Origin of the sequence: Sphingomonas citricola (assembly GCF_019429535.1) — a bacterium.
GTDB lineage: Bacteria > Pseudomonadota > Alphaproteobacteria > Sphingomonadales > Sphingomonadaceae > Sphingomonas > Sphingomonas citricola.
This window is the reverse complement of record NZ_JAHXZM010000003.1, coordinates 71,689-93,579: the sequence shown is the minus strand read 5'-3', so window position 1 is coordinate 93,579 and position 21,891 is coordinate 71,689. Positions and strand designations below refer to the sequence as shown.

At 67.0% G+C, this 21,891-nt stretch carries 27 protein-coding genes; 26 read left to right on the top strand and 1 reads right to left on the bottom strand.

Annotation, left to right across the window (positions count from 1 at the left end):
- Window positions 1-180 precede the first annotated feature (180 nt).
- The 20 genes from KZ810_RS08030 to KZ810_RS07935 all read left to right on the top strand — a co-directional run bounded on the left by KZ810_RS08030 (window position 181) and on the right by KZ810_RS07935 (window position 15,349).
- The gene (locus tag KZ810_RS08030; protein WP_258044648.1) at window positions 181-681 is read left to right on the top strand and encodes a terminase; all 501 of its coding nucleotides are present in this window, start codon (window positions 181-183) and stop codon (window positions 679-681) included.
- Window positions 647-2,653, top strand: coding sequence for a phage terminase large subunit family protein (locus KZ810_RS08025; RefSeq protein WP_219768517.1), 2,007 nt, complete (start codon window positions 647-649; stop codon window positions 2,651-2,653). The genes KZ810_RS08030 and KZ810_RS08025 overlap by 35 nt, the downstream gene beginning before the upstream one ends.
- Window positions 2,653-2,865, top strand: coding sequence for a hypothetical protein (locus KZ810_RS08020; RefSeq protein ID WP_219768516.1), 213 nt, complete (start codon window positions 2,653-2,655; stop codon window positions 2,863-2,865). Before KZ810_RS08025 ends, KZ810_RS08020 begins: the two co-directional genes overlap by 1 nt.
- The gene (locus KZ810_RS08015; protein ID WP_219768514.1) at window positions 2,862-4,301 is read left to right on the top strand and encodes a phage portal protein; all 1,440 of its coding nucleotides are present in this window, start codon (window positions 2,862-2,864) and stop codon (window positions 4,299-4,301) included. The genes KZ810_RS08020 and KZ810_RS08015 overlap by 4 nt, the downstream gene beginning before the upstream one ends.
- A 50-nt stretch (window positions 4,302-4,351) precedes the next feature.
- Window positions 4,352-5,659 (top strand): HK97 family phage prohead protease, encoded by a 1,308-nt coding sequence (locus KZ810_RS17475; protein ID WP_219768513.1) that lies wholly within the window; start codon window positions 4,352-4,354, stop codon window positions 5,657-5,659.
- Window positions 5,608-6,291 (top strand): phage major capsid protein, encoded by a 684-nt coding sequence (locus KZ810_RS08005; RefSeq protein ID WP_219768512.1) that lies wholly within the window; start codon window positions 5,608-5,610, stop codon window positions 6,289-6,291. Before KZ810_RS17475 ends, KZ810_RS08005 begins: the two co-directional genes overlap by 52 nt.
- Window positions 6,292-6,315: 24 nt before the next feature.
- On the top strand, window positions 6,316-6,606 hold the full coding sequence (locus KZ810_RS08000) for a hypothetical protein (RefSeq protein WP_219768511.1): 291 nt from the start codon (window positions 6,316-6,318) through the stop codon (window positions 6,604-6,606).
- Between the two features lie 14 nt (window positions 6,607-6,620).
- A complete protein-coding gene (locus KZ810_RS07995) occupies window positions 6,621-6,953 on the top strand; it encodes a DUF2190 family protein (RefSeq protein ID WP_219768509.1) in 333 nt (110 codons plus the stop codon).
- A gap of 2 nt (window positions 6,954-6,955) precedes the next feature.
- A complete protein-coding gene (locus KZ810_RS07990) occupies window positions 6,956-7,309 on the top strand; it encodes a head-tail joining protein (RefSeq protein ID WP_219768508.1) in 354 nt (117 codons plus the stop codon).
- Between the two features lie 14 nt (window positions 7,310-7,323).
- Entirely contained in the window at window positions 7,324-7,515 is a 192-nt protein-coding gene (locus tag KZ810_RS07985) for a hypothetical protein (protein ID WP_219768506.1), read from the top strand.
- Window positions 7,516-7,520: 5 nt separating this feature from the next.
- Window positions 7,521-8,213 (top strand): DUF6441 family protein, encoded by a 693-nt coding sequence (locus KZ810_RS07980; protein WP_219768504.1) that lies wholly within the window; start codon window positions 7,521-7,523, stop codon window positions 8,211-8,213.
- Complete coding sequence (locus KZ810_RS07975) at window positions 8,210-8,668, top strand: hypothetical protein (protein WP_219768503.1); 459 nt, start codon at window positions 8,210-8,212, stop codon at window positions 8,666-8,668. The genes KZ810_RS07980 and KZ810_RS07975 overlap by 4 nt, the downstream gene beginning before the upstream one ends.
- A gap of 17 nt (window positions 8,669-8,685) precedes the next feature.
- Window positions 8,686-9,624, top strand: a complete 939-nt coding sequence (locus KZ810_RS07970) for a phage tail tube protein (protein WP_219768501.1) — start codon at window positions 8,686-8,688, stop codon at window positions 9,622-9,624.
- Complete coding sequence (locus KZ810_RS07965; RefSeq protein WP_219768500.1) at window positions 9,624-10,208, top strand: hypothetical protein; 585 nt, start codon at window positions 9,624-9,626, stop codon at window positions 10,206-10,208. The genes KZ810_RS07970 and KZ810_RS07965 overlap by 1 nt, the downstream gene beginning before the upstream one ends.
- A gap of 23 nt (window positions 10,209-10,231) precedes the next feature.
- Window positions 10,232-10,408 (top strand): DUF7697 family protein, encoded by a 177-nt coding sequence (locus KZ810_RS07960; RefSeq protein WP_219768499.1) that lies wholly within the window; start codon window positions 10,232-10,234, stop codon window positions 10,406-10,408.
- Window positions 10,395-12,986: a D-alanyl-D-alanine carboxypeptidase family protein gene (locus KZ810_RS07955; protein ID WP_219768498.1), complete on the top strand. Its 2,592-nt coding sequence runs from the start codon at window positions 10,395-10,397 to the stop codon at window positions 12,984-12,986. The genes KZ810_RS07960 and KZ810_RS07955 overlap by 14 nt, the downstream gene beginning before the upstream one ends.
- A complete protein-coding gene (locus KZ810_RS07950) occupies window positions 12,986-13,591 on the top strand; it encodes a hypothetical protein (protein WP_219768497.1) in 606 nt (201 codons plus the stop codon). The genes KZ810_RS07955 and KZ810_RS07950 overlap by 1 nt, the downstream gene beginning before the upstream one ends.
- Entirely contained in the window at window positions 13,592-14,197 is a 606-nt protein-coding gene (locus KZ810_RS07945) for a hypothetical protein (protein WP_219768496.1), read from the top strand. It begins immediately after the preceding gene.
- Window positions 14,194-14,625 carry a DUF6950 family protein gene (locus tag KZ810_RS07940; protein ID WP_219768495.1) on the top strand — a complete coding sequence of 144 codons (432 nt, stop codon included), beginning with the start codon at window positions 14,194-14,196 and terminating at the stop codon, window positions 14,623-14,625. Before KZ810_RS07945 ends, KZ810_RS07940 begins: the two co-directional genes overlap by 4 nt.
- A 208-nt stretch (window positions 14,626-14,833) precedes the next feature.
- Window positions 14,834-15,349, top strand: a complete 516-nt coding sequence (locus KZ810_RS07935) for a hypothetical protein (protein ID WP_219768493.1) — start codon at window positions 14,834-14,836, stop codon at window positions 15,347-15,349.
- A 3-nt stretch (window positions 15,350-15,352) separates the two neighbouring features.
- On the opposite strand, the gene KZ810_RS07930 is transcribed toward KZ810_RS07935, so the two are convergent.
- Window positions 15,353-15,688, bottom strand: a complete 336-nt coding sequence (locus KZ810_RS07930) for a hypothetical protein (protein ID WP_219768492.1) — start codon at window positions 15,686-15,688, stop codon at window positions 15,353-15,355.
- A 19-nt stretch (window positions 15,689-15,707) separates the two neighbouring features.
- Between KZ810_RS07930 and KZ810_RS07925 the strand changes: the two genes are divergently transcribed.
- The 6 genes from KZ810_RS07925 to KZ810_RS07900 are packed head-to-tail and all read left to right on the top strand — an operon-like array spanning window position 15,708 to window position 21,855.
- Window positions 15,708-17,696 (top strand): hypothetical protein, encoded by a 1,989-nt coding sequence (locus KZ810_RS07925; RefSeq protein ID WP_219768491.1) that lies wholly within the window; start codon window positions 15,708-15,710, stop codon window positions 17,694-17,696.
- Window positions 17,693-18,151, top strand: a complete 459-nt coding sequence (locus tag KZ810_RS07920; protein WP_219768489.1) for a hypothetical protein — start codon at window positions 17,693-17,695, stop codon at window positions 18,149-18,151. The genes KZ810_RS07925 and KZ810_RS07920 overlap by 4 nt, the downstream gene beginning before the upstream one ends.
- A 15-nt stretch (window positions 18,152-18,166) precedes the next feature.
- The gene (locus tag KZ810_RS07915) at window positions 18,167-20,788 is read left to right on the top strand and encodes a sialate O-acetylesterase (protein ID WP_219768488.1); all 2,622 of its coding nucleotides are present in this window, start codon (window positions 18,167-18,169) and stop codon (window positions 20,786-20,788) included.
- Window positions 20,785-21,225: a hypothetical protein gene (locus KZ810_RS07910; RefSeq protein WP_219768487.1), complete on the top strand. Its 441-nt coding sequence runs from the start codon at window positions 20,785-20,787 to the stop codon at window positions 21,223-21,225. The genes KZ810_RS07915 and KZ810_RS07910 overlap by 4 nt, the downstream gene beginning before the upstream one ends.
- 13 nt (window positions 21,226-21,238) lie before the next feature.
- A complete protein-coding gene (locus tag KZ810_RS07905; RefSeq protein ID WP_219768486.1) occupies window positions 21,239-21,544 on the top strand; it encodes a hypothetical protein in 306 nt (101 codons plus the stop codon).
- Window positions 21,541-21,855, top strand: coding sequence for a hypothetical protein (locus KZ810_RS07900; RefSeq protein WP_219768485.1), 315 nt, complete (start codon window positions 21,541-21,543; stop codon window positions 21,853-21,855). Before KZ810_RS07905 ends, KZ810_RS07900 begins: the two co-directional genes overlap by 4 nt.
- The last annotated feature ends 36 nt before the right edge of the window (window positions 21,856-21,891 follow it).

Sequence of the window (21,891 nt, the reverse complement as noted above, 5' to 3'; positions counted from 1 at the left end):
CTAATCGTACTTGTGGACCGAGGCTTGGCAAGCGGGACCGTTGGGTCCTTCCCGGCCCCAAAATGGATACGGGGGGCAAAGGCCCGGAACGTTTCTAGGCACGAAACTGCCTATGGTGCCGCCGCCTCCTAACGGTTTCGCGCAGTTTTCCGCCACTTTCGACACCGAGGAGGCGGCACTTTGCCGATCGACACCGTCACCCTCACCCGTGCCGACGTCGCGTGGCTCACCGGCATGTCCGATAGCTGGGTCCGCGACCGCATGCAGGCCGGTGACCTGCCGCGGCCGGGTGCGACCGCCGACGAGTATGTCGAGGCGTTCGTCGCCTACCGCGTGCGCAAGTTCGAGATCGCCGACGAAGACGGCACGCTGAACAAAGAGCAGGAGCAGGCCCGGCTCGCCAAGGAACAGGCCGACGCCAAGGCGATGGACAATGCCGAGCGTCGGCGCGAGCTCGCCTCGCTGCCCGACATGATGGCGGCCGGCGCGGGCGTGATCATCATGGTGGTGGCGCAGCTGCAGCAGATCGGCGCGCGCGTCGCCGGGGCCGACATCAAACTACGGCAGCGGATCGACGCCGAGGTCAACAACGTCCTCACCGACCTGAGCATGACGCGGATCGAGGAGGCGCGCGGCGGGGGCCTTGATGAAGAAGAGGCCGCCGAAACCGAGGGAGCCTGACACCTACCGCGCTCCCGGCGCGCACGGTGCCGCCCTCGCCCGCAGCTGGTTCGCCGCCTGCAAACCGCGCGAGCGCCCACCGCTGTCGAAGTTCATGGCCGAACACGCCCGCACCGATGATGGGCAGCGCATTCGGCCTTTCCCGTTCCAGTCGGACATGGCCGACGCGTTCACCGATCTCGACACGCAGCAGGTGTCGTGCCGGAAGAGCAGCCGCATCGGCTACTCGACGATCCTGCAATGCTTCGTTGCCTGGGCGATCAAGCACGATCCGCGCCGCCAGCTGTTCTACCAGCCGACGATCGACGACGCGGAGAAGTTCAGCCGCGACGATCTCGACCCGGTGTTGCAGTGGCCTGTCGTACGCAGCGTCGCGACGTTCAAGCCGCGACACGCCGACAACCAGATCCGGGCGAAGCGCTACAAAGGCGGCTGGATCCAGATCAAGGGCGCGAACAGCCCGAAGGAATTTCGCCGCGTCACCGCCGACGACGTGCTGCTCGAGGAATGCGACGGCTATCCCTGGGCGTCGAAGGAAGAGGGTGACCCTGCCCGTCTCGCGTTCAAGCGCAACCTGACATCGCCGCGCCGGTTCAGCGCGGCCGGCTCGACGCCGAAGGTGAAAGGCTTCAGCCGCATCGATTCCCTGTTCGAGCAGGGCAGCCAGGAATACCGCTACGTTCCCTGCCCGCACTGCGGCGAGATGCAGCAGCTGGTGTTCGGTGACGGTACCGGCGCCGGGATAAGATGGGAGCCGACGGAGAACCCGACCCGCGCCTGGTACCAGTGCGTCAACGGCTGCGCGATCGACGAGGCCGACAAGGCTGCGATGGACGAAGCGGGCGAGTGGCGAGCACACAATCCCGCAGCGTTTCCACGGCACCGGTCATTCCACATCTGGGCCGCGTACAGTCAGCACCCCGGCGCCGCGTGGTTGGAGATCGCACGCGAGTTCATGGAGGTCCGCAAGGATCCGAACCTGCTCCGCACGTTCGTGAACCAGGTGCTCGGCGAGGCATGGGCCGAGCGCGGTGAAGCCCCCGAGTGGCAGCGGCTCTACGATCGCCGGGAGAAGGCGATGCGGCTTGGGAAACCGCCGGAATGGGCCGGTCTGCTAGTCGGCGCGGCGGACGTCCAGCGCGGTGGCGGTGGTCGTATCGAGCTGGATGTCTGGGCCTTTGGGTCCAACCGGCGTCGCGCTCTGGTCGAGCACATCGAGATCGACGGCGCCGCGTCGGACGCAGCTACATGGGCGAAGGTCGACAAACAGATCGCCCGTGAGTGGACGTCGGAAGATGGCCGCTCGATGAAATTGGCGCGCGTCGGCATCGACTCTGGCGACGGCGAGTCGACAATGGAGGTCTACAATTGGGCGCGCCGGCATCCCGGCTTCGTCATGGCACTGAAGGGCCGCGAAACCTTGGCCGCGGCGCAAGCGATTGCCGGGCCCACCTGGGTCGATGTCACGATCCGCGGGCGCAAGGTAAAGCGCGGCGTGCGGTTGTGGACCGTCGGCACTTCGATGCTGAAGCTGGAACTCTACGGTCAGCTCGCGCTCGAAAAGCCGGTCGACGGCGAGGTATACCCTGACGGGTACATCTACCTGCCTGACGGTACGCCAGACGAGTGGATCAAGCAGCTGGTCGCCGAGGAGCTGCGCATGACGCGGCTGCGCAACGGCGGATTTCGGCGGGAATGGCACAAGACCCGCGATCGCAATGAAGCGCTCGACATGGCGGTCTACGCTCGGGCGATCACGTACGCCTTAGGCATCGATCGATGGTCGGCGTCGCACTGGCAGAAATTGCGCGGCGAGATGGATAAGCCGGCCGAGCCCTTAGCCTCGCCGCTCAAGCCGCCACCGCCAAAAACCGGCTCGGAGCTACGGAAACAGGCTCCCGCGAAGCGGCAGCTCGCCCGTCCGACCGCACCGTCCCGCAAGCCGAACCCATTTACGACGCGGAGGCGCTGATGGCGTTCCAACAGTCCGACCTCGACAAGCTCGACGCGGCCATCCTCGACGACACGCTTGAGGTGCAGTTCGCGGACGGCCGGAAGGTGCGCAAGCACAGCAAGGCCGACATGCTCGCTCTGCGCGTTGAGGTGAAGGCGGATCTGGCGTCGGCAGCCTCGCAAACGCGACCGCTGCGCCGCACCACCATTGGCCGGTTCCGCCGGTCGTGAACCTGTTTGAGCGATCGATCGCAGCGGTGGCGCCTCGCTATGCGGCAAAGCGAGCCTTGGCGCGCATCCAGTTCGATCAGGTGCAGCGCGTTCGTAGTTCGATGCAGCGCCTGCGCGAAGAAAACCCATCTTTCGGCGTCAACACTGGCGATCCGAACGACGCCCGGCCAGCTCGAATTGTTGATCGTGCCGCGGTGTTACGGCTCGCCTACCAGAACCCGTATGGCCGGAAAGCCATCCGCGCGCTGCTGAACGGTACGATCGGCTGGGGCATCACGGGTGCGCCCAAAGGCCCGAAGGCTGTCCAAACGCTGTGGGCGAATTGGGTGCGCGTGAGCGATTTCCGTGGGCGTCTGAATTTCTACGGGCAGCAGGCGTTAGCCACCCGCACCATGTTCCGGGAGGGCGACAGCTTTATCGTCCGACGCCTGGTCAAGGGCGCAGCTGTCATCCCGCTGCGCATCGACGTGCTCGACGGTGGGCTGCTCGACACCAGCAAGGTCGGCGAGAACGTTGAGGGCGGTATCGAGTACGATGCCGACGGCAATGTCACCGGTTACTGGTTCCTGCCGGCGCGCGCCGACTATCGTCGCAGCCGCCCGTCGTTCCGCATTCCTGCCGAGGATGTGATTCACCTCTACGAGCAGGAGGAGGCGGGGCAGAAGCGCGGCCGGTCAGTGTTCGAGCCGGTCATGAAGAAGCTCGGCGACATCGACGATGCGCTCGACGCCGACCTTGTCCGCCGCAAAATCGAATCCTGCTTCGTTGGGTTTCGCCGCATCAATCCCGACTGGGTTGATGAGCCCTTCGGACAAGTCCAATCGCGCGGTGACGAACTCCCGCCTGTCGAGTTCTTCGAGCCCGGCACCATGACGACGTTGGCACCCGGTGAGGATGTACAGTTTGCCGATCCGAAACCCGCGGGCGGCCTAAATGACGCGGTCAAGATCAATCTGCTGGCAACCGCGGCAGGCGTCGGCGCCACCTATGAGCACGTCACCGGTGACCTCTCGAACGTCAACTTTTCCAGCTACCGTGCGGGAGCGTTGGAGTTCGACGCGACCAACGAAGAGCGACAGTTCAACACCATCATCCCGGTCTTTCTCGACCGGGTGTGGGACTGGTTCTGCCAGGCGGCGTACGAGTTCGGGAAGACGCGCGCGCCGTATTACGAGATGCGGTGGACCCCTCCCCCTCGCAAGTCGATCGACCGCGAGGGCGACGCGAAAGCCGACATTCTGGAGATGCAGGCCGGTCTAGAGAACCGCCGCAGCCTGCTGAATTCCCGCGGCATCGACCACGATACGTTCATGGCCGAAACCAAGGCCGACCTCGCCAAGCAGCAAGGTGAAGGTCTGTTCTACAAGGGCGATCCCTTCACCGCCGCGCAGGCCGCGGGCGGGAGCACCGGCGCCGCAGCGCAAGGAACCAGCTGATGACCGCAACCGCACCTTCCGCGGGGACGCGCGCGGTATCCGCGCCGACAATGCTCCGCGCGGCCGATGTCCGGCCCTCGTCGTACCAGGAAGAGGACAATTCGATCGAGGTCGTATGGTCGATCGGGGCCGCTGGGCTTCGGTTCGACTGGCTGGACGGGGGTTACTACACCGAAGAGCTGAGCATGGACGCGGGCGCTGTGCGCCTCGGCCGCCTGAATGCCGGCGCGTGCCTGCTCGACAGCCACAGCACGTACAGCCTTTCGAGCGTGCTTGGGTCGGTAGTGCCGGGCAGTGTCCGCATCGAGAACGGCGAAGGACTATGCCGGGTTCGCCTCGCGCGCACGCCGGACGTCGCCGACACGGTCGCGAAGATCATCGACGGTCACATCCGATCGCTCAGCGTATCCTATAACGTCTTCGAGTTTCAGCGCACCGAGCGTGAGGGTGAATATCCCCACATGCTCGCCACGGATTGGGAGCCGGTCGAGCTCTCGTTCGTGACGGTGCCTTTCGATGCCGCGGCGCAAGTGCGTCAGCGGAGTGCCGCGCAGGGCGGCGAGCACCCCTGCACCATCCGCGGCGTCGCCGCGTCCACCACCCAGGAGATGACCATGGCCGATGAGGCTACCCAGGCGGCGGACACCGCGCCCGCCGAGACCACGACCGCCGCAGCCCCGGAGCAGCGACAGGCGCCCGAAAATCAGACCCGCGCCGCGCCCGCGATCACCGCGACCCGAATCTTCGAGCGATGCGGTCGCGCCCCCGAGCTTGGCGACGCGTTCGCGCGACAGCTGATCGAGCGGAATGAGGCAACGCCCCTGAGCGAGGTCGAGTTCGAACGCGCGATTAGCGATCACCTGATCGACAGCCGTGCGTTGCCGACGATCGACGCGCGCGCGGGGCGCACCGGCACTGACAGCGACGGCTATCGTCGCGCGATCGAAGCAGCGGTGGTGCTGCGCGCGGACCCGTCCGCACAGGTCGCCGAGGCCGATGCGCTCGCCGCGCGCGAGTTCCGCGGCATGTCGATGATGGAGATGGCGCGTGATTACTGCCAGCGCACCGGCATCGGCGTGTTCGGCGGCAACAAGCTGGAGATCGCCGGAGCGGCGCTCGGCCTGCGGTATGGCGCACACACGACCAGCGACTTCGCGAACGCCCTTTCGAACGCAGCCGGAAAGCGGGTGCGCGCTGCCTACGAGGCGGCGCCCCAGACGTTCGGCCCCATCGTGTCGCGCGGCACCCTGCCGGACTCAAGGACACCAACATCATCGGCCTGGGCGATGCGCCCTCGCTGCTGCTGGTGCGCGAGAACGCCGAGTTCACGTACGGCGCGATGTCCGACACCGGCATGACCTACCGGCTGCAGACCTATGGCCGCATCATCGCGATCACGCGTCAGGCGTTGATCAACGATGACAAGCGGCTGTTCTCGCGCGTGCCGCAGCAGTTCGGCTTCAAGGCGAAAGACCTCGAGAGCGACCTCGTCTGGGGCATCATCGTCAGCAATCCGACGATGGCGGATGGCTTCGCGCTGTTCTCGAACCAGCACGGCAACCTCGGCGCCGGCGCGGCTATCAACGTCACGTCGGTAGCTGCCGGCCGTCAGGCGATGGCAACGCAGAAATCTGCCGAGGGTGGGTTCATCACCGTTCGCCCCGCCTTCCTCGTCGTCGGCCCCGCCAAGCAGACCGAAGCCGAGCAGTTCTTGACGGCCGTGGCCGCGGCGCAGCCGTCGAACGTCAACCCGTTCGCGGGCAAGCTGCAACTGATCGTCGAGCCGCGCATCACCGATAACAGCTGGTACCTGGTCGCCGATCCCAGTGCGATCGACACGATCGAGCTGTCGCACCTGGAAGGCCAGGAGGGCGTGTTCATCGAGACGCAGGCCGGCTTCGACGTGGACGGCATCAAGACGAAGGCTCGTCTCGACGTCGGCGCCGCGACGATCGACTTCCGCGGCTTCTACCGCAACCCCGGCAACTGAGCCGAACCGAGAAAGGATTGAGCGATGAAGATCGTGGACCTGATCGGCCCGGCGGTGATCGCCGGAGCCGTTCGCTACCCCGTCGAGGGGCCGTTGACCGTCACCGACAAGGAGGCGGAGCAGCTGCAGGAATCGCGCCGCCTGGATGGTGAGCCCGAGGACATGCCGGAAGAAGGTGAACTTGAGGACGACGGGCTCGATGCCCTGAAAGTCGAAGAGCTGAAGTCGCTCGCGGGCGACGAGGGCGTCGACTTCACCGGCGTCACCACCAAGGCGGCGATGATCGCCGCAATCCGGGCCGCTCGCGCGGACTGATTGGGAGAAACAGCATGAAGAACTACGTGCAGAAGGGTGAGAACCTCACCTTTACCGCCCCTCGCGATCTAAAGAGCGGCGACGGCTTCCTCGTCGGCTCGATCTTCGCGGTCGCCTCCGGTGCTGCGGCATCGGGCGCGCCGGTGGTCGGGGTCACCGAGGAGGTGTTCGACCTCCCAAAGGCGGCCGGCGCGGTCACGCCGGGCGCCAAGGCGTATTGGGACAACACCGCGTTCGTGGTGACGCCGAACGCCTCGGGCGCGGTGCTGATCGGCGCTTTCACGCAGGCGGCAGCGTCGGGTGACCCAACCGGTCGCGTGAAGCTGACCGGGCAGATCGCCGCCTGATCATGTCGGACCCGTTCGCCGCGGCGCTGGACGCGCTATTCAACGCGCCCGGCACCGCGGCGGCGGTCTACCAGCCCGATTACGGCGAGCCCGTCGCTATCCGCGTCATCATTTCCAGCCTGGAAGACGACGCCTCGTATGGCGGCGGTCAGCGTACCCGCATGCGCGGCACGGTGCTGGAGATCCGCCGCTCGGACGCGCCCCGCATCAGGCCGGGCGAGATCGTCGCGATCGGCGGCAGCATCGCTGACGGTCAGCTTGTCGGCGGCGACCCGGTCCTTCGCATCAGCGGCGACCCGCGCGGCGACGTCGAGGGGCTCACCTGGTTCTGCGGCACCGAGCCGCTCGACGAATGACGAAGGAGCGCGCCATGAAGGACGTCTATCTGTTTGGGCCGACAATCGTGAGGTCCGGCGACACGCAGAGCGTGCAACACCCGCACGACAACCCGATCAGCGTCAGCGACGCCGAGGAGAAGCGTCTGCGCGAGCAGGACGTGCTCGCCGAGCCGCCCGTTAAGGGTGAGGTCGCGCCGACGCCCCCTGCCCCGGCAGCGGAGTAACCGCCATGCGCGTCGACGTCGGGTTGCCGTCATTCGGCAAGCTGGCCGACGAGATCGAGGGCGGCATCGCCAAGGCTGCCACCCGCGCCATGCGCGCCTCGCTGATCCCGACGCGCGACGAGCTCCGGCAGCAGATTGTCTCAGCGGGACTCGGCACGCGGCTGGCGAACACCTGGACCGGCCGCGCCTATCCTGACGGCGAGAAGAACAGCATCAATCCCGGCGGCTTCATCTGGAGCCGCGCGCCGACCATCATCGCTGGCTTCGTCGCTGGCGCCACCATCCGTCCGGTCGCCGGTGCGCGCTACCTCTGGATCCCCACCGACAACGTGCCCCGCGCGCGCAGCCGGAGCGGTCCGCGCATCGGCACGACGGGCGGGCGACCGCGCTACCAGCGCTATGCCGCCGGAGCGATCACGCCGGAGGAGTGCGAGAGCCGGTTCAACACCGACTTCGTCATCCGCCCTGGTCGAAACGGCAACCTGCTCGCGTTCATGGACCTGATCGCTGGCCGCTCGCGGGGTGTCCGTCCGAACACGCCCGGTCGGCGCGCGCGTGGTCGCGTGTCGAAGCTCACGCTGATGTTCACGCTCACCCGGCAGGCGCGCTTGCCGAAGCTGCTCGACCTCGACGGCCCCGCGCAGCGCTGGACCAACCGCTTCGACAGCGCATTTGGCGAGGAGTTGCAGCGAATATGAGCAGGCGACTCGATGTGCTGAACGCGGTCAAGCAGTTGATGACGATCGCGGTGCCCGGCGCAGAGGTGCTTGGGCTCGACGGCAAGGACATGGCACCGTCGGACGTGCCGGCAGCGGGTCGCGTCATCGTTCGCGCGGGGGTTCCGACGCTGACCGAGACGACGCTGAGCCCGCTGACCTATTGGTACGATCACGAGATCCCAGTCGAGGTCTACGGTTTCCGCTCGGGCGGCATCACGCGCGAGGAAGCGCTCGACACCATGCTGGTCGGCATCGGCGAGCAGATCGAGGCTGATCGCACGCTTCGTGGGCTGATCGACTGGCTCGACACTTCGGCGCCGGAAACCGACGACCTCGCGAGCTACACCACAGACGGCGACATCATCGGCAAGCCCGAGCGCGTCACCACCCTCACCCTTACCGCCTCGTATTCGACGAGCGGCCCCCTCGCCTGACCCTGGAGACCTGACCTATGGGACGCGCACGCGGCGCTACGGCGCAGATGCTCGCCAGCATCGAGACCACCTACGGCACCCCGCCAGGCAGCGGCTTCCTCAAGCTGCCCTTCATCTCGTCGCAGCTCGGTGCCGAACAGCCGCTGATCGACAGCGACTTGCTGGGGCTCGGCCGCGCGCCGGCGGACCCGACCTATGATGTCGTGACCAACGACGGCGACGTCGTCGTGCCGCTCGACGCCAACAACCTCGGTTACTGGCTGCGGCTGCTGCTCGGCACTGCGGTCGACAGCACGGTCTCGGCCAATGTCTACCAGCACGTCTTCTCCAGCGGCGCGGACCCGCTGCCCTCGGGCTCGATCGAGATCGGGCACCCGTCCGTCCCGAGCTTCCAGACCAGCTACGGCGTGCGGGCGAACACGTTGCGCATCGCGATGCAGCGCTCGGGCAACACCAGCGCCACGATCGGGCTGATCGCAAAGGGCGAAACCGCGCCAGCCTCGGCGTCGAACGGCGGCACGGCAACCGTGCAACCGACCACCCGCTTTGCCGCGGCGACCGGCGCCATTCGGATCGACGGCGTGCAGGTCGGTGAGATCGTGTCGGCCGACATCAGTTTCAGCAATGCGCTGGAGAAGATCGAGACGATCCGCCCCGACGGCGAGATCGCCGACGCCGATCCCGGCATGCCGATGGCGAACGGGTCGCTGACCGCCAAGTTCAGCGACAATGCCCTGTTCAACAAGGCGACAGCAAAGACCCCGGTGTCACTCGAGTTCGCGTGGACCGCGGGCGCGTACAGCCTCAAGATCGTCATCGCGCGCGCGTTCCTGCCGAAGGTGAAGCGGCCGATCACGGGGCCGGGCGGCGTGCAGCAGGACTTCAACTTCCAGGGCGCGACCGGCGCAGGCGCGATGTTCGTCGCCACGCTGGTGAACGCGGTCGCGGCGCACTGATGCTGATCATCTCGACCAAGCCGACCGAGCCGGAGTGGACGCCCGTGCTCGGCGCCGAGGTGCTGTTCGCACCGATCGACCGCGCGGCCGTCCTGCGCGCGCGGCATGCGGCGCGTGCGGTGTCGCAGGCTGAGCCTGAAGATAGCGATCGCTCGACCATCGACTTGCTCGACGACATGGGGACCGCGGTCAGTCACGCATTGATCATCGCCGGCGCGCGTGACTGGCGCGGTGTCGCGACGCAGCGATTCGACAATGAAGGCGAGCCGGTGCTGGAAGACGGCGAGCCGGTGTTCGATGACCTGCCCTTTACGCCCGAAAACCTCGACGCCGCGCTCAGCGACGCCATCACCTTCGACGCCTTCGACGAGGCGTATGTTCGCCCGTTCTGGCAGCGCGAGCGGGAGCGCAAAGCGCCGGGAAAAGGCTCGCCGCGCTCGCCGCGTGGCACTGGAACGAAGGCGCGGAAGGTGCGGACTACTGCAACCTCTCGTGCGGCGGCGAGCGCGGCCCGTGCAACGAATGCCCCTATCGGATCCACGAAGCGCGGTCGGTCGAAGAGGAAGACGTCTGGCGAGTCCTGACCGATTGCTCTCACCAGCTGCGCATGGCGCAGTTCGGCCCCTTCGCGCTCGACTTTGGTGCGATCATGCAGGTCGGCGCCGCGCGCGGCGTTGATCTCGACCTGCTCTCCCAAGCGCTGCCTCACGTTGAAGCCGCCATTATCAGCAACCTGACCGATCAGGCACCGAGCGACCAGGAGGGCGGCGATGGCGGATCGTAAGGTCGCAATCCGGTTCGGCACTGAAGGCAAGGCGCAGATCGTCGCTGATCTGGGTGAGATTGGCACGTCCGGTGATGCAGCGTTCAATCGCGTCGCCAAGTCTGCCGCGCGCGCCGGACAGGAAGCGGAAGCCGCAGTCGCGCGCGCGAACAGGCAGGCCGACAAGCTCGCCGCGCTGATGCCGGGCCTGAACCCCGGCAAGCTCGACATGTACGCCGGCATAACCGAGGGTGTCCGAAAGGATGCCGCGGCATCAGGCGCGATCTTCGAGGCCGCGTTCGCCCAGATGGAGAGACGCGCCGACGCGCTGCGTGCCGCCATTGATCCGGTCTATGCCGCACAGCAGCGCTTCAACCGCGAGATCGGTGAGGCGCGCGGACTGGTCAATGCGGGCGCGCTCTCGCTCGATGATTACGTCGCCAAGCTGCGCCACGAACAAGCCGCGCTGGACGCCGTCGCTGATCAGCACCAGCGTGTGTCGCAGAAGTCGGGGGCGATGGGTCAGGCGATGGCCGGAGCTTCGTACCAGCTACAGGACTTCTTCACGCAGGTCAGCATGGGGCAGAATCCGGTGCTCGCCTTCATCGTCCAGGGCGGACAGCTCGCCGGGCAGTTCCAGAATATCGAGAATCGTGCCGGCGCCGTCGCGCGCTTCTTCATGACCGGCTGGGGTCTGGGCCTTCAGATCGCCGTGCTGGCGCTGGCGCCGTTCGTGTCCAAGCTGTGGGAGGAAAGCGAGGCCGAGAAGGCCGCGCGCGAAGCGGCCGACGAACACCGCAAGGCCGTGCTGGACCTCGCAGACGCGCAGGGCACCGCTATCCGCACGGCTGAGCGCAAGCAGGCGATCGACGTCGCTAATATCAAGATCATGCTCGACGCCGCGATCGCGACGCGGCAGCAGACACAGGCGCTTCTCGAGCAGGCTGTCGCGCAGGAGCGGATCGACCGCCAGCGCGCGGGTGCACCGGGGCAGCGCGGCGAGAACGCGTCGTTGTCAGCCGTCGTGTCCAGCAACCGTGCGGCTGGGCTCGAGGCGTTGCTGACGAAGAACCAGGGCGATCTCGACCGCTTGCAGAAGGGATTCGACCTTGGCGTTGCGCGGCTCGTCGGCATGAAGATCGACGCACGCTCTACGCCGACGGGCATCGTCAACGCGCAATATGAGCGCGCGCGGGCTGACGCGATGGAGAAGTATGCGGGAAACGAGCAGAAGCTCAGCGCCCGGCTGCGCGAGCTTATTTCCATCCGCGACAAGGAGATCGAGCGCATCCAGAAGGCGGAGGCAGCACAGCGTTCGCTCAACAAGTCCGTTAACGAATATGGTCGCGAGGTCACCTCGGCGCAGGCATCGGCGATCGCGCGCGCCGCGGGCCTCACCGTCAACAGCGCCGACCGCAGCGTCGAGCGCCAGCGGCAACTGTATAACGCTTGGGTTGCAGCCGGTAAGCCGTCCGACAACCCCGTCGCCAAGCCGGGATCCAGCGCGCACAACCGCGGTAACGCGCTGGACATCCAGATGTCGGCCGGCGTCACGGTCGCCAAGATCAAGTCGGCATTCGAGGCCGAGGGCGTCCGCCTTACCAAGATCATCACCGAACGCGGGCACTGGCATATCGAATGGGCGCGCACGTCGGGGCAGAGGCAAGCCGACAAGGACATGGCCAAGGATGTGCGCGACGCGGCAGCCGCGCACCGCGAGCTGCAGAGCGACGTTGACGGGCTGATCAAGCTGCTCGACCCCGCGCGTGCCGCGGGTGACGCGTACGCGCAAACGCTGCTGACGATCGCGAAGGCCGAGCAGGCCGGCATGCTGACCCAGGGCGAGGCTCTCGGCTATCGGCTCACCGCTGCGCAGCAGGAGCGTGATCGGCGCGGCAAAGAGCTGGTGCAGGCCAGCACTGCGATGTTTGGCGGTGACGACCCGCTGAAGGATCTGCTCGACCGCGGGCAGCGCGAGAAAGAGCAGCAGGTCGACCTGTGGAATGAGAACCGCGAGCGCGGGATGGAGAGCTACCGATCGGTCGCAGACTTCTACCTGAACGCGATGAGCGGCGGCACCCGGTCGATCTGGGACCTGTTCCGGCAGAACGGCCTGCGCGTGCTGTCGGAGCTGCTTGCGAAGTGGACCGTAGGACAGTCGGGTGGCGGTGGCGGTCTGCTGAAGCTGCTCGGGCTGGCGGGCAGCGCGACCGGTGGCACCAGCGCGGAAGCTTTGCGCATGGCTCAATATGATGTGCCGGCTGGCATTACGATGCCGCCTGGCTTTGCGACCGGGACCGAATACGCGCCTGGCGGCTGGGCAAAGGTTGGAGAATTTGGACAGGAGCTGATCCGGCTGCCGCGTGGGTCGCAGGTGAAGTCGGCGGCAATGACTCGCGGCATGATGGCAGCCAACGACGCTGGCCCGCGCCGCGTCCGCGTTGATGTCGGTCTCAACAGCGAGATGCTAACTGCGACAATCTCCGACACGGCCGATCAGCGCATCGGTGTTCACGCGCCAGGCATCGCCGCGGGCGGCGCTGAACTCGGGCGAGATCAGATGCGGAGAGCAAGCCGTAGAAAGCTGGGGCGCCGCTAGTGACGATCTACCTCCCGCCCTCACCGATGCCACGTGCCGCGACGCCTGCCCCCGTTGTGTTCGGCGGCTGGCAAACGCCTCCCACCGGCGGCGTTGAAACATGGCTGGGCTTCATGGGGTCGCGCATGTCGCTGACCATTGAGACACCCAATCTGAAGCCGGAGCCTGATAGCCGGCTGTGGACGGCCGCCCTCCTCGATGCCTGGATGACTGGTGAGACGGTCGCCTGCCCGTTCCCGCAACCAGGGCTGAAATCGCTTGTATCGAGCAGGCAGTCGATCGTTGTCGATGGCGTCGACCAGGCTGGCATGGTGCTCGCGATGCGCGGTTTTACCCGCAGATCCGTCGTTCGTCGGCGCCAGTTCTTCTCCCTGATGCACGGTGGCCGGCGCTATCTCCACTATGCGCGGCAGGAAACGCTTGCAGACGAGGACGGGAGGATGTCGCTCCCGATCGGTCCCATGCTGCGGGTCAGTCCGCTCGACGGCGACGTCTGCGACTTCGTGCCGATGATCGAGGGGAAGCTGAGCGGTGATGCGAGCGGGTGGAAGATCATCCCTGCGCGCGTGCAGGGCCTGACTTTCACAATCACTGAGATCGCCTGAATGTCGCTGCTCGATCCCGCACTCGAGGCGGCGCTCTCCGCCGATCGCGCGACGATCTTCGGAGCGATCCGCATGGCGCTGCCCGGCCGTACGGTGCGGCTGCTCGTCGGCAGCGGCTTTGTCGATTTTCTCGTCGACGGCGTGCTCGAGCGGTTCACCGGCGAAGACGAGGTGGTCGGCACTTTCACGGCGATCGACACGCTGACGGATGGTCTCGGAAACGAGGCCCCGCAGTTGTCGCTGACTTTCACCCCGCGCAACGGCGTCGCGGCCGCGCAGCTCGCGTCGGTGGCGATGCAGGGCGCGTCGGTGTTGCTCTGGCTCGGCGCGATCGATCAGCAGACCGGCCGCGTGATCGGTCAGCCGCTGCTCTTGTTCAACGGCCTGCTCGACACCGCCACGCTGTCGCTCACCTCGAACAGCCGTAAGGTCGAGTACGAGGTGACGTCGATCTTCGAAGACTTCTTCCTCTCCGACGACGGCGCGAGGCTGTCGGACAGCTTTCACCAATATCTGTGGCCGGGCGAGCTCGGTTGCGCGTTCGTCACCTACGTCGCGCAGCAGATTTACTGGGGCACGTCGAGCCCAGATGGAGTGCGGCGATGAGCCAGCCCGAGATGGTGCGCCGCGTCGCGGCCGCGACCGCCACCCGCGACCAGTTCATCGGGCGGCCGTTCCGCTGGGGGCGTAGCGACTGCGCGCGCCTCGCCGCCGCGCACCTTCGCCGCATGGGGTACCAGGTGCAGCTTCCGCCCTCGGGCAGCTACGGCGGCGCGAAGTCGGCGCTGAAGGCGCTGCGCGCGCGCGGGCACGAGACGCTGGCTGCCGCGCTCGACGCGCTCGGGCTAGAGCGCATCCCGTGGTCGACCGCGGTCACCGGCGATATCGTCATGGGCGCATCCGGCGACGTGTTCGGTGCGCTCGGCATCAAGCTCAGCAACGGGCGGCTGCTTGGCTTCCACGAACACGCGGTCGGCGCTGCAATTCTTCAGGAGGTTGGGCTCGACACCGCGTGGCGCGTGACGCCCCGCTGATCTCGGGAGTGGCGCATGGCTCATCGCCATGCGCCTGAGATCGCGACGCTAGCGCTTGGAAGGCGGTGGCGGCGGTGGCGGCGGAGGAGGCGGTGGTGGAGGTGGCGGGCTGGTACGACCGCCATCGCGATAACCGGGGAAGCCTTTGGTCCCTCCCCCATCTTTGTCTGGCAACACAGGCACCCCCGAATCGTGTAGGAGCAGCAGGATGACACAGGCATCGCTCGACGCCAACGATCGCGACATCTGGGAGTGGCTAGCGCTCCGGGCCGAGGTCCGTCTTCAGGCTCAGTTATCAGCCGCGATCGCGGCTGATCAGCGAGCGATGGTGTGGTCGGGCCTTTTGGCGGCAGCAGCGGCGGCCCTTGCCAGTGCAGCGTCGGTTTGCCTGACTAGCAGCCCGCCTAAGATTGGTCTGGGTTACACAGCGGTTGTGGGGTGTGGGGGACTATTGATCGGGCTGCTCTTCGCTGTTCTGGCAGCCCGACCGTCACGCTGGTTCTATCCGGGCAGTCTTCCGTCCGCGTGGATCAGCGACATACGCACCCATAAGCCTCAGGCGCAGGCAATGCAGGAGTTCTGCGACGATCTCTCCGACATGATTTGCAAGAATGAGCGGCTGATGGCCGATAATGGCAAAATGCTCATGCTATCCGTCTACCTGACGGTCGCGACCCTCTTCGGATGCGTGATCTCCATCGGCAAAATCACCTTTGGCGCATAAGGTCTAGCGCTGGCGAGGTGCGCATTCTTCCACCTGTTTCGCCGGCATCCACGAGCGCACGTGCGTGCCGGTCACGGTGCGGCGCAGGTCCACACGGTACAGGATCGCGCCTCCCACCTCCGGTGCCTTGAACCATATCAGCATGGCGTCGTCGGGTCGGTCGGGTTGACGATACACGCTGGGTGCGGGCGCCTGCGGCAGGTCAATCAGGCAGCGCTCCACATCGCCGGCCTGAGCAGCGCTGTTGTAATCCGCGAGCGGCGGCCGCGATTGAAACCTCGCGATCGGCCCGGAGCTGCTGAGCGTCACCGCGGCAAGAACAGTCAAAAGCTCGTTCATGGAAAGGGAGGGTACCGCCGTGTCACGCTTCCTTGCAACTGCCGCGATGGTCGTTGGTGGCGTCGCCTTGGTCGCCACCGGCGTCGGCGCAGCAGCCTCGATCGGACTTCTCGGGCAGTATGCCGCTGGCAGCGCGACTGCGGCGTTCGTCACCACTGCCGCCACCGTCGCGAAGGTTGCGGGCTTCGCCGCCGCGGCGCTGATGGCGACGAGTGCGCTGACCGCGCCCAAGGCGACCGGCGGCGGCTCGCCCGATCAATGGAAGGCCGATCCGAACGCCGGCATCGATATCGTGTTCGGTGACGCCTACAACGGCGGGCACATCATCTATCGCCAGGCATACGGCTCGACCAACAAGTACCAGTCGATCGTCACTGAGTGGTCGCTCGGGCCGGTCCAGTCGCTCGATACGCTCTACATCGACCAGATCGCGCGCGGCGTCGTCGGGCAGATCGTCGACGTGCCAAATCGCGGCTTCGTGTTGGAGGCGCGGCAGCTGGGGCAATGCCCGGAGCCGGCTGCGCTGACGCTCGCGGGCGCAACGCCGTATGGTTGGAGTGACGCGCATCGCTTGTCGGGCAAGGCCGCGACGATGATGCGCTTCGAATACGACACGAAGGGCAAGAACACGCAGACCTCGATGCCGACCTGCGGTTGGCGCGGGAAGGGCGTGCTCTGTTACGATCCCCGAAAGGACAGCACCTATCCCGGCGGTGACGGGCCGCAGCGCGTCGCCGATCATTCAACCTGGGCGTGGAGCGACAACCCCTACGTCGTCGCGCTGACGTGGTGCCTCGGCTGGCGGCAGAACGGCAAGCTCGCCGCCGGCGTGGGCCTCCCGATCAGCGGAATCATCGTCGACAATTTTGTCGAGGGCGCGAACGTCGCGCAGATCAACGGCTGGCGGGTCGGCGGGGTCAAATCGACGCTCGACGACAAGTGGGACGTGCTGACGGACATTCTGCAGGCGGGCGCGGGCGAGCCTCTGCGCCTCGGCGCCATGCTCGGGTGCATCGTGTCGACCCCGCGGGTCAGCCTCGCGACGATCGACCGGGACGCGCTCGCGCAGGGCGAGGTCAGCATCGTCACCATGCAGGCGCGCCGTGACCGCATCAACGCGCTGGTCCCGCGCTACTGGTCGGAGCAGATCAGCACCGATCCGCAGAGCGGTATCACCACGACGACCTGGGCCGAAGTGCCGGCCGAGCCGATCATCGTTGCTGAGCACGTTGCGGCCGACGGGCGGCAGGTCCGAAAAGAAACGTCATTCCCGTTGGTGCAGTGCTTCGCTGGCGAGGAACCTAAGCAAGTCGGAACCTTGGCGCGCTACGCGATCGAGAACGCGCGCGAGTTCGGGCCAATCAACCTGCCGCTCAAGGTCCGGTGGATCGGTTATAAACCCGGCGACGTCGTTACAGTCGACCTGCCGGATGCGGGCTTGCTCGATCAGGACGTAATGCTGCTGACGCGATCGCTCGATGCTGGCAGCGGCATCGTGACCGTGACCGCGCGATCGGAGACGGCGGCGAAGCACGCCTTTGCGCTTGCGCAGACTGCGGTGCCGCCCGTTTCGCCCGGGCTGCCCTCCAACGCCTGGATGTTCGAGGTGCCCGGCGCTCCCACAGGCGCCGCCACCCAGATCGTTCAATCCTCCGCCTCGCTCGCCTACCCGGTCACCAGCAGCGACACGACGATCAGTATTGCCGCATTCACCGCCGCGCTGTCGGACGGCACCACCAGCTTCGCCTTCCCCGCCGCAACGATCACCGGCCTGACTGCGGCGACGTCATACCTCGTGATCTTCGACCGCTCAGCGAACGCCTATGCCGCGCTCGTCCAACCAGCGAGCGGGCCCGAGGTGGTGGATCCCGACAACATCATCGTGCGCAGCTTCGTGACGGCCAACGCTGATCGAACCTATCCGCCGACCGAGACGCCGCCAGGTGGTGACGGCGGCGGCGGTTACGGAGGCGGTGGCGGTCGCAACCCGAACGTGGTGCAGCAATGACCAAGGGCCTGCCGACCAACCGCCAGCTCTACGGCATCATCCGCCAGCGCCCGGGTGGCGGCCGCGTCCTTCGCTTGACGACGCAGAACGCGCCCGATGTGAGCGGCGCGGACGGCGCGCTGATCTGGCGGGGCGAGATCATGGCGGGCGCAGAGCTCGACATCGACCTGCTTGCGGAGCCTTCCGCAGTCACGCTCGGCACGCTGACGCTGACGCAGAAGGCAACGGTCGCGCTGGTCGCGGGTGTCCGCCGTCTCACGATCACCACCCCGGCAGCGTGGAAGGTAGACGCCAGCCAGGTGCTGACGATCGCGCCTACCGCCATCCTGACCGGCTACGCGGTGCACGACGTGGTCGCGACCAAGGCCAACGAGGTGAGTGTCGCGCTCACCTGTCCCGCACTCGCTGTCGGCGCAAGCTTCACCCTGCCCGCGAAGCTGATCCGCTTCACCTGATCATCGGAGATCTGCATGTCCAACGTCGCGGAGCTGCCGATTCTGGCAGACCGATACACCCCCTGTGTCCGTACGATCCGTGTGGTGGGCGTCGACCTGACCGGCGTCGCGATGCAGGCGCAGGTACGGCTGCGCGGCGACACCCCCGGCGCGCCTGAGGTCGACCTCGCCACCGTCACCAACGGCAACGCGGAAGGTCTGCGGCTGATCGGTGTAACGGTGACCGATGGCGTGCCGACCAGCACCGTCGAGCTCGTGATCAACGAGACGACGATGGAAGGGCTGCCTTACCAGGGCGAGATCGGCGACACGACCGCGCTGGCGTGGGATTGGCAGGCAACGTTTGCGGGGCGCAAGCGGCGGATCGCGGCTGGGCCGTTCCTGATCACCGGCGACGGTGTAACCGGCGCAGACAACGCGCCGTCCGCGCGCCCAATCGGGTACGGCATGCAATCCGTCAGTGTGTCGGGCATGCGTACTGCAGCGACACTGACCTTCGGCGATGATGTCGTCGAGGTGCGGATCGACGGTATCGACCTGCTCGCACCGTTGCTCGCGGGTGCTGGCGCGAACGGTGATCGCGCCGAGGAGGCAGCTGCGACCGCTGTGCAGGCCCGAGACGACGCCCTCGCCGCCTCCGCGCCCATCGTGTCCGCGCCGCGCAACGAGCTGGTCGACGACCGCGGCGGCTTGCTTGGTGGCGGTTCCGCGATCTACGTACCCCTGCCCTACTACTACAAGCGGGGCACGGTAGCGGCCGGCAACGCTGGCGGCGTCGACATGCCGAGCAGCGACGAGATGGTCGGCTATGCCAAGGTAGCAGTGCCGCCGGTGTCGGACGTGGTCACGGCGCTGATCTACCGCCAGGCGACCAACCGCTTCGAGCTGATCCCGTTCGCGAATGGAGACCTCATTCTGCCGACCGACGGGGTGGTCGACGTGCTCGCCACGATCTGGGGCGACGCGATCCACAGCAAGATGGCGGTACGCCGCGCCGGACAAATGATGGGCGCGAACCAGAACCTGTTCGGGCGCACGATGCGCCAGATCCCTCGCACGTTCCTGACGCCGGCCTATCGCACCGAGACCGAAGCGAAGCTGCTCGCAATGGGGCTGACCGAGTCTTACGCGCCGGCAGCCGATGCGGCGTTCGCGGGCGACAACCTTGATCCGGGCGACACGGGGCTGATGGCGGTAATCGCCTACACGCTGACCACGGACCAGGCCGACGCGTTCGGCGTGCCGATCATCTATTTCCGCGACGCGCAGGACTCGAATGTCGGGAGCGTGAACCCGCGCCTGGTCGCGCGCCTGTCCGACCGCGTGCGGCGCTACGAAGCCAGCTTCACCATCCCGAAGGGTGCGACCTACTATCTCGCAGGCACCGGTGAGGTTGCCAGCGGAGCGCGTGCGGGCGTGCTCGGGATCCAGCACCACATCGCGCGCCGCGGTACGCGGCCGACCGGCATCGCGCGCGGTGACTTCCCCGCCGCGCCCGCGCACAACGGCACGATCATCATTCCGGTGCTCGGGCAGAGCAACGCGATCGGCTGGGGTGCCGGCGGCCCCGACCCGATCGTCGACAGCCAAGACATGCGCGTTCTGCAGCAGCTGCCGTTCGGTCTCGGCGTCGAGCGCGCGTCTGCCATCACCGCGGCAAGCTGGGCCAGTCCGAACGGCAACATGGACGTAGCCGCGGATGGCGACGCGGTGGTGCTGACTTCGAACGGCGCTGACCCGACCTATCCGGCAGCACGTTTTCAGCTGAGCGGGCTCGCGCAGGGCACGTACCGCGTCGAGATGGACGTGGCGGCGGTCAGCGGCGTGCAGGCAGGCTTGCGCGACGAGCCGCAGACCGGGCTCGCCTACGCATCCAGCCCAATCGCGCGCACGTCGGTGTTCGACGTGACGGTCGGCAGCAGCGGTGCGCTGTCGGTGTTCCTGATCGGCAACGGCGGTCAGGGCGGATCGCCCGCAGGTACGGTGTGGCGGGTCGAGCGCTTGTCGGTGCGGCAGCGCACCGCCGGCACTGCGATCGTGCGCGCGGCCGAGCCGCTGTCGTGGCAGCAGCCGAGCGACATCGGGGCATGGGCGACGAGCCCGGTCTTCTACGCGGCGAAGGTGATGCTGGCGCTCGACCCGACGCTGAAGCGGGTGGTGATCCTGCCGACCGCACAGGGCGGCACGTCGCTGGTGAACGGTCCATGGGACCCGGATGGCGGCGCGCTCTACGCCAACATGGTCGCGCAACTGGCGGCGGCGTTGGCGACCTATCCCGGCGCAGGTGTCGCGCTGTACGTCGCGCAGGGCGAGGCTGACGCGACCGCAGGCGTCGCGGGAGTTACCTACGAGGACGAGCTACGCCGCGCCATCGCCGGCACGCGCGCGGTGAAGGGCGCGGAGAACGCGCACGCTGCGATCGTCAGCATGGTGCCCGAGTGGGTCGCCGATCCTGGCGCGCCGAACGGGCAGACGCGCGCGGCGATCGACGCGGCGCACCGGGCGATTGCAGCGACCATGCCCGACGTCAGCTTCGTGAACGGCGCGACCGGCTTCGCGACCGCGGGCGACATCATCCACTACACGCGCGAGGGGGCACGGCGGAATGGCCGGGCGGCCGGGGCGGCTTTGTCATGATTCTGCTCATGCCGCTTGATCGTTTCGCCCGCACCTTCCGCGAGCGCGCGCCCGAGTGGGTGCTGGCCTTCATTCTGGCGGGCTGGGGTTTCACGCTGCTGCTGCCTGGAAGCAGCTTCGGTCGCCCGTTCTTCCGCCCCCTCGCCGCTGTTGCCTCGGAAGGCACCTGGGGCTCGATCACCTTCACCATGGGCGTGGTCAGGATTGCCGCGCTCTACGTGAACGGCTCCCGCAAGGAGACACCGCGAATCCGCCAGATCGGCAGCTTCCTCGGCATGACCGTGTGGTCGTTCCTGCTTTGGGGCGCGCTGTCCGTCGAGTGGCTGTCGCCGGCGATCTTCACCTATTCCGGCCTCTTCGCGCTGGAGGCAATCATGTTCTCCTATTCCGCGGCGGATGCTGCTCGCATCGGGACGCCCGCTTATGGACGCGCCTGAGGCTCCGAACGCGGTGTCGCTGCTGGCGCTGACGTTCTCTGGCGGCGTCGCCGCGCTGGTCACGTGGTTCGAGCGACGCAGCCGGAAGCGGGAGGCACCCGAACCGACCACCCCCAACCAAGTCGTTGCGGCCACCTTCACCGAGCGCGGCCAGATGGAGCGCCTGACGACCGCGCTGGTGTCGGTCGAGCGTGCCGTCACCGCCAGCAACGAGAAGACTGGCGAGCTAGTCGACCTGCTCCAAGCCGAAGCCCAGCGCCGCCACGACGAGGCGATCGTCCGCCAAGCGCTCCGAGACAGAGGGATCATTGAGCCATGACCGACGCCGATCGCCACTGGCGCTACGCCCTCGCTGCCATGCTGATCGTGTCCACGGTCGCGCTTGGCTTTGCGGTGATCTTCCATGCCGTGCCGGAGTCCAGCCAGCGGCTCGTTGACGCGCTGTTTGGCGGCCTGCTGCCGATCACCGGCAACGCGGTCACGAAGGCGATCGATGCCGCGCGGTCGGTTGAGGACGCCACCACAATCAAGCAGCAGTCCGCGCAGCTGGCGGGCACGCAGCCTGCAGATGGCCCGAGCGGGCGGCCAGGCGATCCGGTGTCGGTGACGGAAGAGGCTGGCTCCGCATAAATCGAAGGCGCCCCGCCTTTCGACGGAGCGCCCCGG

Coding starts and splice junctions, on each gene's coding strand:
- KZ810_RS07935 (WP_219768493.1), top strand. CDS start 14,834: ATGACACAGGCATCGCTCGACGCCAACGATCGCGACATCTGGGAGTGG.
- KZ810_RS07930 (WP_219768492.1), bottom strand. CDS start 15,688: ATGAACGAGCTTTTGACTGTTCTTGCCGCGGTGACGCTCAGCAGCTCC.
- KZ810_RS07995 (WP_219768509.1), top strand. CDS start 6,621: ATGAAGAACTACGTGCAGAAGGGTGAGAACCTCACCTTTACCGCCCCT.
- KZ810_RS07920 (WP_219768489.1), top strand. CDS start 17,693: ATGACCAAGGGCCTGCCGACCAACCGCCAGCTCTACGGCATCATCCGC.
- KZ810_RS07970 (WP_219768501.1), top strand. CDS start 8,686: ATGGGACGCGCACGCGGCGCTACGGCGCAGATGCTCGCCAGCATCGAG.
- KZ810_RS08025 (WP_219768517.1), top strand. CDS start 647: ATGAAGAAGAGGCCGCCGAAACCGAGGGAGCCTGACACCTACCGCGCT.
- KZ810_RS07960 (WP_219768499.1), top strand. CDS start 10,232: ATGGCGCAGTTCGGCCCCTTCGCGCTCGACTTTGGTGCGATCATGCAG.
- KZ810_RS17475 (WP_219768513.1), top strand. CDS start 4,352: ATGCTCCGCGCGGCCGATGTCCGGCCCTCGTCGTACCAGGAAGAGGAC.
- KZ810_RS07945 (WP_219768496.1), top strand. CDS start 13,592: ATGTCGCTGCTCGATCCCGCACTCGAGGCGGCGCTCTCCGCCGATCGC.
- KZ810_RS07980 (WP_219768504.1), top strand. CDS start 7,521: ATGCGCGTCGACGTCGGGTTGCCGTCATTCGGCAAGCTGGCCGACGAG.
- KZ810_RS07975 (WP_219768503.1), top strand. CDS start 8,210: ATGAGCAGGCGACTCGATGTGCTGAACGCGGTCAAGCAGTTGATGACG.
- KZ810_RS08020 (WP_219768516.1), top strand. CDS start 2,653: ATGGCGTTCCAACAGTCCGACCTCGACAAGCTCGACGCGGCCATCCTC.
- KZ810_RS08000 (WP_219768511.1), top strand. CDS start 6,316: ATGAAGATCGTGGACCTGATCGGCCCGGCGGTGATCGCCGGAGCCGTT.
- KZ810_RS07900 (WP_219768485.1), top strand. CDS start 21,541: ATGACCGACGCCGATCGCCACTGGCGCTACGCCCTCGCTGCCATGCTG.
- KZ810_RS07915 (WP_219768488.1), top strand. CDS start 18,167: ATGTCCAACGTCGCGGAGCTGCCGATTCTGGCAGACCGATACACCCCC.
- KZ810_RS07910 (WP_219768487.1), top strand. CDS start 20,785: ATGATTCTGCTCATGCCGCTTGATCGTTTCGCCCGCACCTTCCGCGAG.
- KZ810_RS07985 (WP_219768506.1), top strand. CDS start 7,324: ATGAAGGACGTCTATCTGTTTGGGCCGACAATCGTGAGGTCCGGCGAC.
- KZ810_RS07955 (WP_219768498.1), top strand. CDS start 10,395: ATGGCGGATCGTAAGGTCGCAATCCGGTTCGGCACTGAAGGCAAGGCG.
- KZ810_RS07940 (WP_219768495.1), top strand. CDS start 14,194: ATGAGCCAGCCCGAGATGGTGCGCCGCGTCGCGGCCGCGACCGCCACC.
- KZ810_RS07990 (WP_219768508.1), top strand. CDS start 6,956: ATGTCGGACCCGTTCGCCGCGGCGCTGGACGCGCTATTCAACGCGCCC.
- KZ810_RS07965 (WP_219768500.1), top strand. CDS start 9,624: ATGCTGATCATCTCGACCAAGCCGACCGAGCCGGAGTGGACGCCCGTG.